This is a genomic window from Rhizobium sp. NRK18 (genome assembly GCF_024385575.1).
Classification (GTDB): Bacteria; Pseudomonadota; Alphaproteobacteria; order Rhizobiales; family Rhizobiaceae; genus JANFMV01.
On sequence record NZ_JANFMV010000001.1, the window covers coordinates 337,606 to 353,874 of the forward strand.

General features: G+C 62.6%; 18 protein-coding genes. 5 read left to right on the top strand and 13 right to left on the bottom strand.

Features of this window, described 5'->3' with window-relative positions:
* Positions 1-5: 5 nt before the first annotated feature.
* Positions 6-986, bottom strand: coding sequence for a TRAP transporter substrate-binding protein (locus NN662_RS01525; RefSeq protein ID WP_261928555.1), 981 nt, complete (start codon positions 984-986; stop codon positions 6-8).
* A 188-nt stretch (positions 987-1,174) separates the two neighbouring features.
* On the opposite strand from NN662_RS01525, the gene NN662_RS01530 reads away from it, so the two are divergent.
* Together NN662_RS01530 and NN662_RS01535 are read left to right on the top strand one after the other, a co-directional pair.
* Positions 1,175-1,954 carry a LamB/YcsF family protein gene (locus NN662_RS01530; RefSeq protein WP_261928556.1) on the top strand — a complete coding sequence of 260 codons (780 nt, stop codon included), beginning with the start codon at positions 1,175-1,177 and terminating at the stop codon, positions 1,952-1,954.
* Between the two features lie 16 nt (positions 1,955-1,970).
* Complete coding sequence (locus NN662_RS01535) at positions 1,971-2,825, top strand: D-amino-acid transaminase (RefSeq protein WP_261928557.1); 855 nt, start codon at positions 1,971-1,973, stop codon at positions 2,823-2,825.
* Positions 2,826-2,882: 57 nt separating this feature from the next.
* Here the strand turns inward: NN662_RS01535 and NN662_RS01540 are convergent, their stop codons facing one another.
* The 12 genes from NN662_RS01540 to NN662_RS01595 form a co-directional block, all read right to left on the bottom strand.
* The gene (locus tag NN662_RS01540; protein WP_261928558.1) at positions 2,883-3,812 is read right to left on the bottom strand and encodes a LysR family transcriptional regulator; all 930 of its coding nucleotides are present in this window, start codon (positions 3,810-3,812) and stop codon (positions 2,883-2,885) included.
* Positions 3,809-4,471, bottom strand: a complete 663-nt coding sequence (locus NN662_RS01545; RefSeq protein ID WP_261928559.1) for an aspartate/glutamate racemase family protein — start codon at positions 4,469-4,471, stop codon at positions 3,809-3,811. Before NN662_RS01545 ends, NN662_RS01540 begins: the two co-directional genes overlap by 4 nt.
* Positions 4,468-5,928 (bottom strand): dihydropyrimidinase, encoded by a 1,461-nt coding sequence (hydA, locus tag NN662_RS01550; RefSeq protein WP_261928560.1) that lies wholly within the window; start codon positions 5,926-5,928, stop codon positions 4,468-4,470. Before hydA ends, NN662_RS01545 begins: the two co-directional genes overlap by 4 nt.
* Positions 5,929-5,940: 12 nt before the next feature.
* Entirely contained in the window at positions 5,941-6,867 is a 927-nt protein-coding gene (locus tag NN662_RS01555) for an N-carbamoyl-D-amino-acid hydrolase (RefSeq protein WP_261928561.1), read from the bottom strand.
* Positions 6,868-6,891: 24 nt separating this feature from the next.
* A complete protein-coding gene (locus NN662_RS01560; RefSeq protein WP_261928562.1) occupies positions 6,892-7,557 on the bottom strand; it encodes an amino acid ABC transporter permease in 666 nt (221 codons plus the stop codon).
* Between the two features lie 10 nt (positions 7,558-7,567).
* Positions 7,568-8,251 (bottom strand): amino acid ABC transporter permease, encoded by a 684-nt coding sequence (locus NN662_RS01565; protein ID WP_261928563.1) that lies wholly within the window; start codon positions 8,249-8,251, stop codon positions 7,568-7,570.
* Positions 8,252-8,258: 7 nt separating this feature from the next.
* Positions 8,259-8,987 carry an amino acid ABC transporter ATP-binding protein gene (locus NN662_RS01570; protein ID WP_261931832.1) on the bottom strand — a complete coding sequence of 243 codons (729 nt, stop codon included), beginning with the start codon at positions 8,985-8,987 and terminating at the stop codon, positions 8,259-8,261.
* Positions 8,988-9,044: 57 nt separating this feature from the next.
* Complete coding sequence (locus NN662_RS01575) at positions 9,045-9,890, bottom strand: transporter substrate-binding domain-containing protein (protein WP_261928564.1); 846 nt, start codon at positions 9,888-9,890, stop codon at positions 9,045-9,047.
* A 222-nt stretch (positions 9,891-10,112) separates the two neighbouring features.
* Positions 10,113-10,526 carry a VOC family protein gene (locus NN662_RS01580; RefSeq protein WP_261928565.1) on the bottom strand — a complete coding sequence of 138 codons (414 nt, stop codon included), beginning with the start codon at positions 10,524-10,526 and terminating at the stop codon, positions 10,113-10,115.
* A gap of 78 nt (positions 10,527-10,604) precedes the next feature.
* Positions 10,605-11,363 (bottom strand): SDR family oxidoreductase, encoded by a 759-nt coding sequence (locus NN662_RS01585; protein ID WP_261928566.1) that lies wholly within the window; start codon positions 11,361-11,363, stop codon positions 10,605-10,607.
* A 1-nt stretch (position 11,364) separates the two neighbouring features.
* Positions 11,365-12,291, bottom strand: coding sequence for a dihydrodipicolinate synthase family protein (locus NN662_RS01590; RefSeq protein ID WP_261928567.1), 927 nt, complete (start codon positions 12,289-12,291; stop codon positions 11,365-11,367).
* 237 nt (positions 12,292-12,528) lie between these two features.
* Positions 12,529-13,455, bottom strand: coding sequence for a LysR family transcriptional regulator (locus tag NN662_RS01595; protein ID WP_261928568.1), 927 nt, complete (start codon positions 13,453-13,455; stop codon positions 12,529-12,531).
* Between the two features lie 51 nt (positions 13,456-13,506).
* Here NN662_RS01595 and NN662_RS01600 point away from each other — a divergent pair, with 51 nt between their 5' ends.
* The 3 genes from NN662_RS01600 to NN662_RS01610 all read left to right on the top strand — a co-directional run bounded on the left by NN662_RS01600 (position 13,507) and on the right by NN662_RS01610 (position 16,255).
* Positions 13,507-13,635, top strand: a complete 129-nt coding sequence (locus NN662_RS01600) for a hypothetical protein (RefSeq protein WP_261928569.1) — start codon at positions 13,507-13,509, stop codon at positions 13,633-13,635.
* Between the two features lie 3 nt (positions 13,636-13,638).
* Positions 13,639-15,228: an ABC transporter substrate-binding protein gene (locus NN662_RS01605; protein ID WP_261928570.1), complete on the top strand. Its 1,590-nt coding sequence runs from the start codon at positions 13,639-13,641 to the stop codon at positions 15,226-15,228.
* A gap of 85 nt (positions 15,229-15,313) precedes the next feature.
* Positions 15,314-16,255, top strand: coding sequence for an ABC transporter permease (locus NN662_RS01610; protein ID WP_261928571.1), 942 nt, complete (start codon positions 15,314-15,316; stop codon positions 16,253-16,255).
* Positions 16,256-16,269: the final 14 nt, after the last annotated feature.

Below are 16,269 nucleotides of genomic sequence, written 5' to 3' on the forward strand. Positions count from 1 at the left end.
GGGGCTCAGTTCTTGGCCTTGAGATAGGCGTCGATGTAGGGGGCGGCGTCCGGCACGCGCTGCTTGAAGGCTTCCCAGAGAGGCTGGGCGCGCTTGATCAGTTCGGCCTTCAGCTCCGGAGACGGCGAGGTGACCTCCATGCCGTGTTCCTTGAGGATGGCGATCTTGGCGTCGTCTTCGGCGCGGCTGGCGAGCCAGAACTCGCCTTCCATTTTCTTCGCGGTCTCTTCGATCGCCTTCTGGTCCTCGGCCGACAAGGCATTCCAGGCGTCGAGATTGACCGTGACGATGTTGCTGGAGGCCTGCCAGTTGAAGGCGCTCATGTTCTTCAGGAATTCCCAGAACGAGCCGTCGACGCCGGACGAGGAGGAGGTGGTCACGCCTTCGATGGTGCCGGCCGCAAGCGAAGGCACGACTTCACCCCAGGGCATCTGCAGCGGAGCAGCGCCCAGCGCGGTGAAGAATGCCTGGCCGTTGGCGTCGACGACGCGCAATTTGAGGCCGGCGAGATCGTCGATCGTGTTGATCGGCTTCTTCGAGTAGACGGCCTGGCCCGGCCACGGCACCATGTAGAGAAGCTTCTGGTTCATGGAGGCTGCAACCTCCTCGACCTTGGGCCGGAAGAACTTGTGCAGCAGTGCCAGGTCGGCCATCGTCGGGGCGAGATAGGGCAGGCTTTCGATGCCCAGGATCGGCGCTTCGCCGACCTGCTGGCTCATCAGGATATCCGCAATCGGGACCAGCCCGTCGCGGACCGCGGTCATTCCCTCCGGCCCCTTGATGCCGAGCGCGCCACCGGCGTGCACGGTGATCACCACGTCGCCGTTCGTGACCGTCTTCACGGCCCCGGCAAACTTCATCGCGTCCTGCGTGTGGAAATTGCTTTCCGGCCAGACGACCGACATGTCCCAATTGGTTTCGGCGTGTGCCTGCGTGGTCAACGCAAGTGCCGCTGCCGTCAGCAGCGCGCGGAAGCTGTTCTTCATCTGATATCTACCCCTCGATAATTTTTGTTTGCATGAATGCGTCATGGGAAAACTATGGACTTGCGATTTCGGTATACCGCTTGTATGTCCAATAGGGAAAGACGCTAAGGTGATTTTTTGTTCAATGCAATAGGGTGCATAGAAAATATGCGGAAGCCCTGCGGGCGTGGCCCTTGAAAGGAGCCGGCATGACACGGACGGTTGATCTCAACTGCGACATGGGAGAGAGCTTCGGCGCCTACACCATGGGTGACGATGCGGCCATGCTCGACATCATCACGACGGCCAATGTTGCCTGTGGTTTCCACGCCGGCGATCCCGTCGTGATGCGCGATACCATTCTGGCGGCAAAGGCGAGAGGCGTTGCCGTCGGCGCGCATCCCTCCTTCATGGATCTCTACGGTTTCGGGCGCCGGCGCATCATCGGCGACAGTCCCGAGGATCTGGAAGCGCAGCTCATCTATCAGATCGCCGCGATGCAGGGCATGGCGCAAGCGCTCGGCTGGCCGATGACGCATGTGAAGACGCATGGCGCGCTTGGCAACATGGCGGCGGAAGACCAAGGTCTCGCCGAGACCTGCGTGCGCGCCATCGCGGCGGTCGACCGGTCCCTGGTCTTCGTCACGCTCCCCTATTCGGAGACGATGAAGGCTGCGCAGAAGGCCGGGCTGACGATCGCCTGCGAAGTCTTCGCCGACCGCACCTATACCGCCAACGGCATGCTGACCTCCCGCAAGGTACAAGGCGCGGTGATCCATGATCCGCAACGCAGTGCCGACCACGCGCTCGCGATGGTCAAGGACGGCTACATCCCGACCACGGACGGAACCCGCCTGCCGGTGGAGGCGGCAACGGTCTGCGTCCATGGGGACACGCCCGGCGCGGTTGACACCGCCCGCATGTTGCGCACCTCATTCGAAGCCGAAGGCATAGACATCAAGCCGTTCGCATTGCCTTCAACACTGTAAGAAAAGAGAATATTCCATGACGCGTATCGTCTACCTGAACGGTGACTGGCTGGCCGAAGGCGAGGCCAAGGTCTCGATCTTCGATCGGGGTTACCTGTTTGCCGACGCCATTTACGAGGTGACGGCCGTGCTCGACGGAAAGCTGCTGGATTACGCCGGCCATGCCGCCCGCCTGAAGCGGTCGCTGGGCGAAATCGGCATCAGCAGCCCGCTATCCGACGACGACATGCTGGCCGTGCACCGCGAGATTGTCGAACGCAACGGCCTGCGGGAAGGCCTTATCTACCTGCAGCTGTCGCGCGGGGTTGCCGACCGCGATTTCGTCTTCGAGGAAGACATGCAGCCGACGCTCAGCCTCTTCACCCAGGCAAAGTCGGTGATCGACAATCCCAAGGCGAAGACCGGGATTTCCGTCGTGACGCTCGAGGATCAGCGCTGGAAGCGATGCGACATCAAGACGGTTCAGCTGCTCTATCCGAGCCTTGCCAAGATGGAGGCAAAGCGCCGAGGCGCCGACGACGCCTGGCTCGTCGCCGATGGTCTGGTGACGGAGGCGAGCTCGGCGACCGCGCATATCGTCACCCGCGACGGACGGCTGGTGACGCGGCCATTGGGACGGGAAATCCTGCCTGGAATCACAAGGTCATCCGTGATCGATCTCGCCCGTGAGGCCGGGATGCCGGTCGAGGAACGCGCGTTTACACCAGACGAGGCAAAAAGCGCCGGCGAAGCCTTCATCACCTCGGCGACCAACTTCGTGCTTCCCGTCGTCGAAATCGATGGTGTTCCGATCGGCACCGGAAAGCCCGGACAGGCGGCGGCAAACCTCCGCAATCTCTACATCGAAAGCCGCCGCAGGGGGGCTATCTGACGACTGTCGCCGTCGTCCCCGGGCGGCGGTGACACGTCCGAATGCATGCGAAGACCGTCAGTGCCCGAAGCTCGTCGCTTCCGCCATCGTCCGTTTGAGGTCGGCGATGAAGGCGTGGACCAGACGCGAGCGCGGCACGCCCTTGCGGGTGATCAGGCAGGCGGCGACTTCGACCGGTGGCTGGAACGGCAGGAGAGTGACCCGGTCGGCGTCGCGGGCGGCGGCGCTGTAGGGATCGACGACCGCGATGCCGAGCCCGGCGCCGGCAAGGACCGTGGCCGTAGAGCAGTAGCGGACCTCCACCCGGGGATCGTAGATCGATTCGTCGTGTTCAAACGCCTGCCGCAGCATCTGGCCTATGCGGGATTCCGCTTCGAGGCCGATAAAGGACCCGGAGGTGAGGTTCCTGGCCGAAATGCTGTTTTCCCCGGCGAGCGGCTGCTCCTTCGGCACCAGCGCGACGAGATGTCCCGTGGATAGTTGCTCGATATTGACCGAGGGGTTCTTCCGGTCGAGCGCCAGCCCGAGCCCGAGGTCTGCCGTCCCGTTCTGCACGGCTTCGATGACATGCTCCAGCCGACGGACGTCATAGGACACCATCACGTCCGGACGGGTGGAGAGGAAGTGCTTGAGCGCAAGCGGCGCGACCGTATGCCCAAGCGGCGGCGTGGCGATGATCCTCAGGCGGCCGGAAAGACCCTGGCGGATGCTGCGCGCGCGGTTCGAAAACGATCGCAGCAGGCCGAAGACCGGCCGCACTTCCTCATACAATTGGAGCGCTTCTTCCGTCGGCTGCAGGCGCCGGTGAAGGCGTTCGAACAGGGTGACGCCGAGCTGGCTTTCCAGCTGTCGGATGCCGTTCGAAACGGCCGGCTGGGAAATGCCGAGCTGTTCGGCCGCCTCCACCGTCGTCTCGCAGCGCATCATCGCCCCGAAGATTTCGAGCAGTCTCAGCGAAACGTCGGTGTCCGGGGTATCGTCCTTCATGGGAGCCTGGTTACCATGTCGCCGAAGGCCACGGCGACCGCAGCCTGCGTCGGATCGATGACGGGCAGCGACAGTGCGGCTTCGAGCCTCTGGCGATGTCCGGACATGCCGGCACAGCCGAGAACGATCGCGCCGGCCCCCATCCTTTTCAGCTCTTCGCCGGCTTCCAGCAGGCCGGCAAAGCTTTCCTCGCCATGACCGCTATCGGCAACGCTGATATTGCCGCTGAGCGCGACTTCGCCGGCAAGCCTTTGCTCGACGCCCAGCCGGCGAAGGGTGCGCAGGTGACGCGGTATGGATGCCGGAGAGACGGCGATCACGCCGAAACTGTCGGCAGCGGCAAGCGCGGTCAGCGCGCCGGCATCCTGGATGCCGTAGACCGGGACCTTGGTCAGCGATCGGGCAAGATCCAGCCCGGGCTGCGAATAGCAGGCAATGACGAAGGCGCCGGCATCCGGCCGTGCCTCGACGACCTTGCCGACATTGAGCGCCGCCTCGTCGAGGTGGCGCTGTGTGATCACGCCGGGTGGCCCCTCGGCGATCGTCAGGCATTCGATGGCGATGCCGGGGTGATGCATGAAGCCGGCAAGGGCCTCGCGCAGGCCTTCGGTTACCGTTTCCGAGCTGTTGGGATTGATGACGACGATTGGGCGTTTCATGAGTGAATATCCATTCCGAGCGCCTCAAGAACCTGCATTTCCTTCGCCTTGTAACCGGGGCGACCGCCAAGATCGGTCGGCGCCCTGGCGATGAAGCGCCCGCGTCCGCGGCTTGCGACAAGGGTGCCCTTGTCGACGATCAGTTCACCATGGTTGATGACCGTTTCCGGCCAGCCGGTCACGACAAGTCCCTCGAAGGGGGTGTAGTCCATGTTGTCATGCTGGTCGGCGGCCGTGACAGTGCGCGTTTCATCGGGATTCCAGATGGCGATGTCCGCGTCGAAGCCGGGGGCGATGGCGCCCTTCTTTGTCAGCCCGAACGTCCTTGCCGCATTGCTTGACGACAGGCCGACGAATTGCTGCAGCGTGATCCGGCCCTTGAGGACGCCTTCGGAGAACAGGTAGGGCAGCCGCATGGCGATGCCCGGCATGCCGTTTGCGATCTTCGGGTAGGGCGCGTTCGCACCGTTCAGGAACTTGCCGGTCTCATCGGCGCGGTAGGGGGCGTGATCGGAGGACACGCTTTCGAACGTGCCGGCCTGCACGTGGCGCCAGAGGGCGGCCTGTGTCTCGCTGTCGCGCAGCGGCGGAGAGCAGATGTATTTCGCCCCCTCCATGCCGGGACGATCGAGATCGTCGCGCGTCAGGGCGAGATATTGCGGGCATGTCTCGGCGAAGAGCTTGGCGCCGGCCAGTTTCTCGCGCTGGACGATCTCGGCGCCGCCGCGCGTCGAGACGTGGACGATGAACAGGGGTGCGTCGACCAGCTTGGCGAGCGAGACGGCCCTGTTGATGGCTTCCTCCTCGGCGAGCTCCGGCCGGCTGACGGCGTGATATTTCGGCGCGTCGAGACCGGCGTCCAGGAGCTTCCGGTTCATCCATTTGACCATGTCGTTGTTTTCGGCATGCACCATGGTCAGTGCGCCATGCCGTTTCGCGACCGTCAGGATGTCGAGCATGCCGCCGTCGCCGATGTTCATGAGGTCGTAGGTCATGAACACCTTGAAGGACGTAATGCCACGCTCGAAGACGCCGGGAAGCTCATCAAGGACGGACGGAGAGGGGTCCGAGATGATCAGATGGTAGGAATAGTCGAGGACCGAGTTCGGCGCCGCGCGGCCGTCATAGGTCGACAGGACATCGGCGATCGCCTGTCCGCGGTGCTGGGCTGCGAAGGGAACGAAGGTCGAATTGCCGCCGAAGGCCGCCGAGACCGAGCCGGAATAATAGTCGTCGGCGGTCATGATGCCCGAGGAGCTTTCCTGAGCAATATGGCAATGGGCCTCGATGCCGCCGGGCATGACGAGCCGGCCACGCGCGTCGATGCGACGGTCGCCACCTTCAAGGCCTTCCGCGACCGCGACGATCCGGCCGTCCCGGATGCCGATATCGGCCTCAAACGTGTCTGCGGCCGTCACCACGCGACCGCCATGGATGACTGTGTCGAACGTGTTCACGGGACTGATCTCCTAAACCTCGATGATGGCGCCGGTCTGCGACGTGATGCGGCCATAATGTTCTACGCGACGATGGCGGGCAAAGTCGAATATGGTGGCCTTGCCGAAGGCGCATTTGGCGAAATCGCATTCGGCGATGATCAGCTCGTCCTCTTCGGTCTCGGCGCGGGCCAGAACGAAACCGTCGGGATCGACGATGATCGAGCCACCCATCAGCGGATGCCCGTCCTCCACGCCGGCCTTGGCGACGCCGACGACATAAGTGGCGTTCTGATACGCGCCGGCCTGCAGCGAGAGGTCGGAATGGAAGAGGCGCTTTTCCAGCCCCTCGGCGCTCATCTGCGAATTGACCGAGGGGGTGTTGTAACCGATCGTCACCAGCTCGACGCCCTGCAGGCCCATGCAGCGGAAGGTTTCCGGCCAGCGGCGATCGTTGCAGATCGCCATGCCCATGATCACGCCTTCGTTGCGCCAGACATTGAAGCCGAGGTCCCCCGGCAGGAAGTAGCGTTTTTCCAGATGCTGGAAGGCCCGCTCGTTGTCGTATTCCGAGTGTCCTGGCAAATGGATCTTGCGGTACTTGCCGACGACCTCGCCCTTGCGGTTGGTCAGGATGGAGCTGTTGTAATGCAGCCCTTCCGGCGTCTTCTCGGCATAGCCGAAGGTCATGGCCATGTTCAGTTCGCGGGCGCGCTCGAAGAGCGGCATGGTGGCCGCATTCGGCATTTCGGTTTCGAACCAGCTGTCAACCTCGGCCGGATCGGTCATGTACCAGCGGGGGAAGAAGGTGGTGAGCGCCAGTTCCGGATAGACGATCATGTCGGCGCCCTTCGAGGCGGCTTCGTTCATGAGGTCGAGCATGCGCGCGACGACCTGTGCGCGGCTGTCTGCCTTCTGGATCGCGCCCATCTGGGCCCCGGCGATATGCATGCGTGTCATGGTTTTCCTTTCAGGTTTTGCCCGTCAATGCGCCAGGCGTCGCTGGAAGCGGCTGACGAGCCGGACCAGGGGCCAGAGCAGGACGAGGTAGATCAATGCCGCGAGCACGAGCGGCGAAGCGTTGTAGGTGATCGAGCGCGCCATGTTGGCGTCGTAGAGCAGTTCGGCGAACGATACGGTGGAGGCGAGCGAGGTCAGCTTGACCACTTCGATCGTGTTGGACAGGAGATCCGGCAGGACGTTGCGGATCGCCTGTGGCAGCACGACGTAGCGCAACATCTGCCCCTTCGTCAGGCCGGTGGAGCGGGCCGCCTCCCATTGTCCCTTGGCGACCGACTGGATGCCGGCGCGGTAGACCTCGGCGTAATAGGCGGAGTTGTTGAGGAAGAAGGACAGGACCACCGCGGTGAAGGGCGATATTTCTATCCCTGCGAAGGGCAGGCCGGAATAGACGAAGATCAGCAGGACTAGCGGCGGCAAAGCGCGGAAGATGTCGGTGAAGACGATCGATGTCAGCCGCAGCCATCGCCTCGGGCTGAGGTTTGCCAGCGCCAGGAACAATCCGCCGACAAGGCCCAGCAAGATCACGGCAGCGCAAAGCTCCAGCGTCATGCCCAGCCCCTTCATCATCAGGGGGAAAGCCTTGGCCATGATGTCCAGATTGAAGAATTCGTCGATCAGTGTCTGCACAGCCGTACTCCTAGCTCCTATTCCAGCGCTGGTGCGTTTCCAGGTAGCGGGCGAGGAAGACGAGCGGCAGGAACAGCAGAAGATAGGCGATCGCGGCGAGCGACAGTGGCGTGGCGCTGCCTGAAAAGCTCTGGGCGGAGGTTGCGGCAGAGAGGATTTCCGGTACGCCGATCACGGAGCCGAGCGCCGTCATCTTGGTGATGGCAAGCGCCCGGTTGACCAGCGGCGGGGTTGCAAGCCGCACCGTCTGCGGCAAGGCGATATAGACGAGTGTCCTGTTGTAGCCGAGGCCCGTTGCGATGCCGGCTTCCCATTGCCCGGCTTCTACCGCGGCAAAGCCGGCCCAGAAGATCTCCTCGGCAAAGGCTGCAAGCGTCAGGCTGAGCGAGATGAACAGGACGGCGGGGCCCGGGATCATGACGCCGGTCGACGGCAGGCCGAAATACAGGATGAGGATGAGGATCAGCGGCGGCAGTGCGCGGAATATGTCGGCGAAGCAGATGATGACGAAGTTGGCCGGCTTGAAGCGGTAGCAGCGGATGCTGGCCAGCAGGAGGCCGAGGGCAATGCCGGCAATGATCGTCGCGACCCCGACCGCGACGGTGGTGCCGACACCCGCCAGAATGTCACGCCAGTAGGTGGCGATGACGGCGGGGTTGAAGAAGGTCTGAAGGAAGCGATCGAGTCCGGACATGATCGCCTCAGTGGATCACGCGGGCGAGGAATTCCTGCGTCCGCGCCGCCTTCGGATTGCCGAAGATTTCGTCCGGGCGGCCCTGCTCGACGATGACGCCGCCATCCATGAAGACCACCCGGTCGGCTGTTTCGCGGGCAAAGCTCATCTCGTGGCTGACGACAAGCATGGTCATGCCCTTGGATTTCAGGTCCTTCATCACCTTCAGCACCGATCCGACGAGTTCGGGATCGAGCGCAGAGGTCGGCTCGTCGAAGAGCATGACCTTGGGGTCGAGCGCCAGAGCCCGGGCAATGGCCACGCGTTGCTGCTGTCCGCCGGACAGTTCGGCGGGATAGGCATCCGTCTTGTGGGCCATGCCGACCTGTTCCAGCATCTCGACGGCGCGGGCTTCCGCTTCGGCGCGGCTGCGTCCCATCGCCTTGCGCTGGGCAAGCGTCACATTGTCGAGGACGCGCATGTGCGGATAGAGGTGGAAGCCCTGAAACACCATTCCGACCTGAAGGCGCATGCGGTCGAGGTCCCGGCTGGTGCCCTGCATGATGTTGCGTCCGTCGACGACGATGTCGCCGGCGGACGGCTGTTCCAGGAGATTGCAGCAGCGCAGCATCGTGCTCTTGCCGGACCCGGAAGGGCCGATGATGAAAACCAGTTCACCCTTGGCAATCTTGAGATCGATGCCCTTGAGGATGGCATTGTCGCCGAAGCGCTTTTCAAGGGCGACTATCTCGAGCATGGGACGTGTGGTCACGCTGCTTCTCCGTTCTGTCGGCAGTCAGGGGCTCGACGCCGCTTACTTCAGATCGCAGGAGGGCGTGTGGTCGTCTTCGGCATAGCCGTCGAAGCCCGGCGTGCCGTAGCCCTTTACCGGCGTGACGATCGTGGTGCCCGGCTTCGGCGTGACGCCGAACCATTTTTCCGACAACTTGGCCATGGACCCGTCGATCTTCAGGCATTCGATCGCCTTGTCGATGGTGTTGCGCAGGTCGACCTCGTCCTTGCGCAGCGCCAGTGCCCAGACGAGACCGGTGGGATATTCATAGGACAGCTGCAGCTTGGGGTTCTGCTTGACGGCCCATGCCGCGACGGTCGCGCCCGCCAGATTGGCATCGGCACGGCCTGCCAGAACGGCCGCCACCGCGTCGGTGTTGGTGCCGTAGCTTTCCACGGTCCAGCCGTATTCACCTGCCTTGTCGCGCAGGAAGCTCTCATAGGCCGAGCCCTTGTTGACGGCGATGGTCTTGCCCTTGAAGGCATCGAGGCCGTCAAAGGCGGGGGAGCCGGCCGGCACGACGAATGCGAAGTTGGTGTCCATGAAGCCTTCCGTGAACAGAAGGTTTGCGGCCCGTTCCTTGGTGACGGTCACCGGTGCCGCCAGGAAGTCGTAGGTGCCTGCCTGCAGCGCCGGGATGAGGCCCGAAAACTGCGCGGCCGTCAGGTCGACCTTCTTCCCGAGCCGTTCGCCGATCAGGTCCGTGAGATCGACGTTGAAGCCTTCGACCTTGCCGTCGAGCGTGGGCATGGCATGCGGCGCGAAGGTGCCGTCGAGCGCGGTCTTCAGGGTGCCTTCGGCGTTGGCCTGTGCGTGACATGCAATGAGGGTCAGGCCGGCGAGGCCGGCCTTGAGAAAATGTTTCATCCTGTTCTCCTGCTGGTGGTTGCGACCTTTTCGGTCTCTTGTTCTGGCAGGTATGCTTTCACACAGAATGTTGCGGTGCAATATAATTGATAATTATAATACGACTTGAATTATGTGATTTGGTTATACGAACTCGGCGATCGTTGGCTGACAAGCCAAGGAGCGAACGGCGCAGTCACTTTCAATGCCGTTCGCCGTGTTCATATGACTTTCGGTTTCGATTTACTGCGCGAAAACGCTGTCGAAATCCTTGAAGCCCTTCACTTCGATCGGATTTCCGGAGGGGTCGAAAAAGAACATGGTGCGCTGTTCGCCCGGTTCGCCCTGGAAGCGGACGACGGGCGGGATATCGAAGGCGATGCCGGCGTCTTCCAGACGTTTTGCCAGCGCGAACCAGTCATCGAGCGGCAGGATGACACCGAGATGCGGCATCATCACCATGTGATCACCGACCTTGCCGGTGCGGGTGACTTCGAAGGGCTTGCCGAGGTGGAGGGAAATCTGGTGGCCGAAAAAGTCGAAGTCGACCCAGGTGTCGGTCGACCTGCCTTCTTCGCATCCGAGCACGTCGCCGTAGAATTTGCGCGAGGCATCGAGATCGGTGACGTGGTAGGCGAGATGGAAGAGAGAACGCATTGATGGCTCCGTTTGTGTTGTTCGCATAGTCGTGGAGAGGCGCCGCTCCGTCGCGGAGCGGCCAGAATGATGGGTGCCTCAGAATCCTCTGACGAGGCCGCCGTCAACCCTTATCTGAGTTCCGGTCACATAGCTTGCCTGCTTGCTGGCGAGGAAGGTCGCAACCGCGGCGAATTCTTCGGGTGTGCCGTAGCGGCCGGCGGGGATGTCGCCGTGGGAGGCTTTCCGCACGGCCTCCGCTGACATGCCGGTCTTGGTGGCCTTGTTGGCGTCGAGTTCACGCAGGCGATCGGTCTCGATGCGGCCGGGCAGGATCATGTTGACGGTAACGCCGTGTGCAGCGACCTCCGCGGCCAGCGTCTTCGACCAGCCGCTGATGGCGCCGCGCACACCGTTGGAAAGTGCGAGGTTCGGGATCGGCTGGACGACCCCGGAGGAGCCGATCGTGATGATGCGGCCCCAGCCTCGCGCGATCATCGCGGGAAGGAGGGCGTCGGTGATGGCGAAGATCGATAGTGCCATCTGCTCGAACGCGGATGCCCAGGCGGACATGTCCTGACCGGCAGCCGGCCCCGGCTTCGGTCCGCCGGAGTTGTTGACGAGTATGTCGACGCCCCCTTCCGAGATCAGGCGTTTCGTCAGGGCGTCGACCGAATTCCGATCCGAAAGATCGAGCGTGACCGGGATTACGCCATCGGCAAGGTCGGCGCTCTGGGCGTTGCGGGCTGCGGCGTAGATAGTGGCGCCTTCTGCTGCGAGTGCCGATGCGATGGCGCGACCCAGGCCTCGACTTGCACCGAGAACCAGCGCCTTGCGTCCCTTCAATCCGAGATCCATGTTACTTCAATCCTGCTAGCTTGGCCGTCTGACGGGCTATGAGGTGTTCGACTTCGGCAGTGGCTGCCTGCGATAGTGAAGCGCCCGGCTTGCGCTGGGCGGCGCTGGCGATCGCGCCGCGCTTGGCGAGCACGTATTTGCGCACGGCCAAGCCGGCGCCGGGCTGCTGTTCGTATCGCGCCAGCGGCAGGTAGCAGTCGAACACGTCCTGCGCTGCGTCAAGTTGACCGGCTGCGGACAACCGGCAGACATCGACCATCATTTCGGGATAGCCGAAGCCGGTCATTGCGCCGTCGGCGCCGCGGCGCATTTCCTCCGGCAGGAAGACCCCGCCATTGCCGCAGAGAATGGAGACGTGGCGATGGCCTTCGGCCTCGGCCTTGCGCAGATCCGAGATCTTCTGCAGTCCGGGCCAGTCCTCATGTTTCAGCATCACGATGCTCGGATTGGCGTCGAATATCTGCGTCAGGGTTCGCGGCGAAATGTGAACGCCGGTGGTCAGCGGAAAGTCCTGCAGGACCAGCGGCACATCCGTGCCGATCGTTTCGACCACGTTGCTGTAATAGGTTACGATCTGCTCGTCGGTCTTCAGTGAGCCGGGCGGCGCAACCATCACGCCGGATGCGCCAAGATCCATAACCCTTGCCGTTAATTCGCCGATCGCCGCCAGGCCGGGCGCAGATACGCCGACGATGACAGGGCGGTCCTCGGCGCGCGCAAGCGTCAGGCGGGTGACCTCGACCGACTCGGCCAGTGTCAGCTTCGGCGCTTCACCCATCATGCCTAGGATCGTCAGGCCGTTCGCGCCCTTGTCGAAATAGAAATCGACCATGCTGTCGACACTGGCGGCGTCGATGGCGCCCGTGTCCGTGAACGGCGTCACGGCGATCACGAAGACGCCTTTTGCGTCGCTGGTCAGCAGGGTCATGGGGCTCTCCTCTTCATTTCTTGTCGAAGCCGAGGGACGACGTCGAGACAGGAACGGTCGGGTTGGGGCGACCGCTCAAGCGCAGGCGTCCACGCGCCGTTGCGGGCGAGTTTCCATTGGCTTCAATTTTCAGTATACCAACGGTATTTCAAAAACAAGCCAAGATGTGCGGCGCGGGCTTTGCTGCCCGTCGAGTGAAGCTCTCCCGCGCCGTTGCGGACGGCGTCGTCTCAGGCGTCAGTCTGCCTTCCCTCCGCCAACGCCGGGAAGATGGCTGAAATAATCTTTCAGGATCTCGATGAACATCGTCACGTGGGCGGGCTTCCGGTGACCATAGAGGTCGGCGACGATGACTTTCGGCGCAGGCAGTTGATCGGTCAGGGGGATGCGGACGATCTGGGCGCGGTCACGGCTGAAATCGTTGCGCGGGATCGTGTTGAGCAGCGAGAATCCCATGCCGTTGGCGATCGCCGCACGCACAGTCTCGTAGGATGTCGAGCGCAGCGCGATATGCGGCCGCTTGGCGATGACGTCGAAGAGGGTCATCAGGTAGACCGAGGTTTCCGGCAGGTCGAGCAGGATGAACGGCGTGTCGACCAGGTCGGCAAGCGCAACGCTTTTCCGATTGGCGAGCGGATGGCTGGCAGGCAGGGCGGCATGGGCCGGCAATTCGCAGATCGGCGTGTGGCCGTCGCCGATGCCGCGGCCGATATCGTAGGTCACCGCGAATTCGATTTCTCCAGCCGCCAGCCATTCACGCAGTTGCGGCTGCCCGCCTTCCGTGAGGTCGATCGAATTGATGCCGCAGCGCTCCTGATAGGCCTTCAGCACATCGACCATGTAGGCCGGCCCGAAGGGCACGAAGCAGCCGATGCGGGCAGTGTCCGGCCGTCCCTGTCCAAGCTGCCCTATCGAGCGTGAGAATTCGGCCTCCGCGGTCATCAGGGCGCGGGCGGCATTCAGGAAGCGTTCGCCCTCGGAGGTGACGAGCACGCCGCGAGATTGCCGGCGGTCGAAGATCTTTGCATCGAGCTGGCTTTCCGCCAGGGCTATTGCCGCCAGGATCGATGACTGGGATATTCGCAGCGCTTGCGACGCTCGCTGGATGCTGCCCTGGCGGGCGACCTCGCACACATAGCGTATTTGCCGTAGCGTCAGATTCATGACGTGCATTACTGCATAAAATAGATAAACATTCTGGTCAGAATACACTTTATGGAGCGACAGGAAATAGGCAACACTGTCGATAGCTCACTTTTTGGGCAAGTCATCGCGATCAAGCGGTTGCGACAACAAGCGGCCGCCGATGCCGGACAAATCAAAAAATATAACGAGGAGAACTGACATATGCATATTTCACGCAGGCAGTTTCTGGGTACGGCAGCCGCCGCGACGGCCGCAACGGTGCTCCCTTTCGGTATAGGCACCGCCTATGCCAATACGCCGCTCCTGAAGGTCATTCCGCATGCCGACCTCAAGATCGTCGATCCGATCTGGACCACCGGATACATTTCCCGCAATCACGGCTACATGATCTACGACACGCTGTTTGCGATGGATGCGGACCTGAAGCCGCAGCCGCAGATGGTCGACACCTACGAGAAGAGCGACGACGGGCTGACCTGGACCTTCAGGCTGCGTGACGGCCTTGCCTGGCACGACGGGCCGCCGGTGACCGCCGAAGACTGCGTGGTGTCACTCACGCGCTGGGGCAAGCGCGACGGCATGGGCCAGCGCCTGTTCGGCGTCATTTCCAAGCTCGAGGCCGCCGACGACAAGACGATCTTCATGACGCTGTCCAAGCCCTACGGCCTGGTGCTGGAATCGCTCGGCAAGATCTCCTCGAACGTGCCCTTCATGATGCCCAAGCGCATTGCCGAAACGGATGCCAACGAGCAGATCAAGGAATCGATCGGCTCGGGACCGTTCATCTTCAAGGCCGACGAATGGGTGCCGGGCTCCAAGGTCGTCTACCTGCGCAACGAGAAATACGTGCCGCGCTCGGAGCCGGTATCGGCTGCCGCCGGCGGCAAGGTCGCCAAGGCCGACCGCGTCGAATGGCTGACGATCGGCGATCCGACGACCGCGATGAATGCGCTGATTTCCGGCGAAGTCGACTATTGGGAGCAGGTGCCGCCGGATCTGGCGCCGCTGGTCGGCGGCAATGACGGTATCTCGACGGCGGTCCTCGATACGCTCGGCTCGATGGGCATGGCCCGCTTCAACAGCCTCGTCGGCCCGACGGCCAACGAGAAGCTGCGCGTGGCGATTGCCAAGGGCTTCAAGCAGGAAGACTTCCTGCAGTCGGCGATCGGCAATCCGGAATATTACAAGGTCAGCCCGAGCATCTATCCGGCCGGCTCGACCTTCGCGACCGACGCGGATGCCGACATGGTCGACGGCGATCTGGAAGCCGCCAAGAAGATGGTCGCCGAATCCGGCTACAAGGGCGAGAAGCTGGTCGTGCTGCAGTCGACCGACAATCCGGTACTCTCGGCCTTCGCTCTGGTTGCCGCCGAGAAGCTGCGCGCCATGGGCATCAATGTCGACCTGCAAGCGATGGACTGGTCAACCGTCCTGTCGCGCCGCGCATCCAAGGAAGATATGGACAATGGCGGCTGGAGCATCTTCTTCACCTGGTGGATCGGCGGCGACTCCGTCCATCCGCTGGCCAACGTCCAGTTCGGCGGCAATGGCGAAAAGGGCTGGTTCGGCTGGGCATCGGACGAAAAGCTCGAGGAGCTGCGCAACCAGTTCGCCGAGGCGACCGACCTCGACAAGCAGAAGGAAATCGCCGCCGAAGTGCAGAAACGCATCTTCGCGATCGCCTCGTTCGCGAACCTCGGCACCTTCTTCGTTCCCTGCGGCTATTCCGACAGCGTCAAGGGCATGATCCAGTCGCCGGTCCAGTTCTTCTGGAACATGGAAAAGGTCTGACACAGACGCCTCCAGCAGGACGACAAGGCGGCGGGGCTGAAGGGCCCCGCCCCGGACATCGAATTCCAGTCAGCAGGGAGCGCCCATGTGGTTCTTCATCCTGAAGAGGGTGCTGGCAACGATACCGGTTCTGGTCATCGTCGCCTTCATCGTTTTCCTTCTCCTGAGGCTTGCGCCCGGAGATCCGGCGGTTGTCATTGCGGGCGACTACGCCACGCCTGAGCAGATTGCCGCCATTCGCGAGCGCCTCGGCCTCGACCAGCCGCTGCTCATGCAATTCCTGATCTGGGGTGGCCGGTTGCTTCGCGGCGATCTCGGCATTTCGATCTTCACGAACCTGCCTGTCACCACCCTTATAGGCCAGCGACTGGAGCCGACGATGATGCTGTCCCTGGTGACGATCATCTATTCGACGCTGGTTGCCGTGCCGCTCGGGGTGCTGGCCGCGTGGAAGGAAGGCAGCTGGATCGACCGGGCCATCATGATCCTCTCGGTCATCGGCTTCTCGGTGCCGGTCTTCGTCGTTGCCTATGTGCTGATCTACGGCTTCTCGATCGAGCTGAAATGGTTGCCGGTGCAGGGCTACAAGAGCCCGTTCACGGACTTTTTCGGCTTCCTGCGCCAGTCCGTGCTTCCGGTTCTGGCACTGTCGGCGATCTTCATTGCGCTGATCGCCCGCATGACGCGCGCCAGCGTGCTGGAAGTGCTGCAGGAGGACTACATTCGCACCGCCCGCGCCAAGGGGCAGGTCGAAAGCAAGGTCCTGCTGGTGCACGCGCTGAAGAATGCGGCCGTGCCGATCATCACGGTCATCGGTCTCGGCGTGGCGCTCCTGATCGGCGGCGTCGTCGTTACCGAGACGGTCTTCAACATTCCGGGCCTCGGCCGTCTGGTGGTCGATGCCGTGCAGAAGCGCGACTACCCGATCATCCAGGGTCTCATCCTGTTCTTCTCCTTCCTGTATGTGATGCTGAACCTGTTGATCGACATCATCTACACGCTGGTCGACCCGAGGATACGCTATTGAGCACCGTGCCGGAA

Coding starts and splice junctions, on each gene's coding strand:
- NN662_RS01525 (WP_261928555.1), bottom strand. CDS start 986: ATGAAGAACAGCTTCCGCGCGCTGCTGACGGCAGCGGCACTTGCGTTG.
- NN662_RS01530 (WP_261928556.1), top strand. CDS start 1,175: ATGACACGGACGGTTGATCTCAACTGCGACATGGGAGAGAGCTTCGGC.
- NN662_RS01535 (WP_261928557.1), top strand. CDS start 1,971: ATGACGCGTATCGTCTACCTGAACGGTGACTGGCTGGCCGAAGGCGAG.
- NN662_RS01540 (WP_261928558.1), bottom strand. CDS start 3,812: ATGAAGGACGATACCCCGGACACCGACGTTTCGCTGAGACTGCTCGAA.
- NN662_RS01545 (WP_261928559.1), bottom strand. CDS start 4,471: ATGAAACGCCCAATCGTCGTCATCAATCCCAACAGCTCGGAAACGGTA.
- NN662_RS01555 (WP_261928561.1), bottom strand. CDS start 6,867: ATGACACGCATGCATATCGCCGGGGCCCAGATGGGCGCGATCCAGAAG.
- NN662_RS01565 (WP_261928563.1), bottom strand. CDS start 8,251: ATGTCCGGACTCGATCGCTTCCTTCAGACCTTCTTCAACCCCGCCGTC.
- NN662_RS01570 (WP_261931832.1), bottom strand. CDS start 8,987: ATGCTCGAGATAGTCGCCCTTGAAAAGCGCTTCGGCGACAATGCCATC.
- NN662_RS01575 (WP_261928564.1), bottom strand. CDS start 9,890: ATGAAACATTTTCTCAAGGCCGGCCTCGCCGGCCTGACCCTCATTGCA.
- NN662_RS01580 (WP_261928565.1), bottom strand. CDS start 10,526: ATGCGTTCTCTCTTCCATCTCGCCTACCACGTCACCGATCTCGATGCC.
- NN662_RS01585 (WP_261928566.1), bottom strand. CDS start 11,363: ATGGATCTCGGATTGAAGGGACGCAAGGCGCTGGTTCTCGGTGCAAGT.
- NN662_RS01590 (WP_261928567.1), bottom strand. CDS start 12,291: ATGACCCTGCTGACCAGCGACGCAAAAGGCGTCTTCGTGATCGCCGTG.
- NN662_RS01595 (WP_261928568.1), bottom strand. CDS start 13,455: ATGAATCTGACGCTACGGCAAATACGCTATGTGTGCGAGGTCGCCCGC.
- NN662_RS01600 (WP_261928569.1), top strand. CDS start 13,507: ATGGAGCGACAGGAAATAGGCAACACTGTCGATAGCTCACTTTTTGGG.
- NN662_RS01605 (WP_261928570.1), top strand. CDS start 13,639: ATGCATATTTCACGCAGGCAGTTTCTGGGTACGGCAGCCGCCGCGACG.
- NN662_RS01610 (WP_261928571.1), top strand. CDS start 15,314: ATGTGGTTCTTCATCCTGAAGAGGGTGCTGGCAACGATACCGGTTCTG.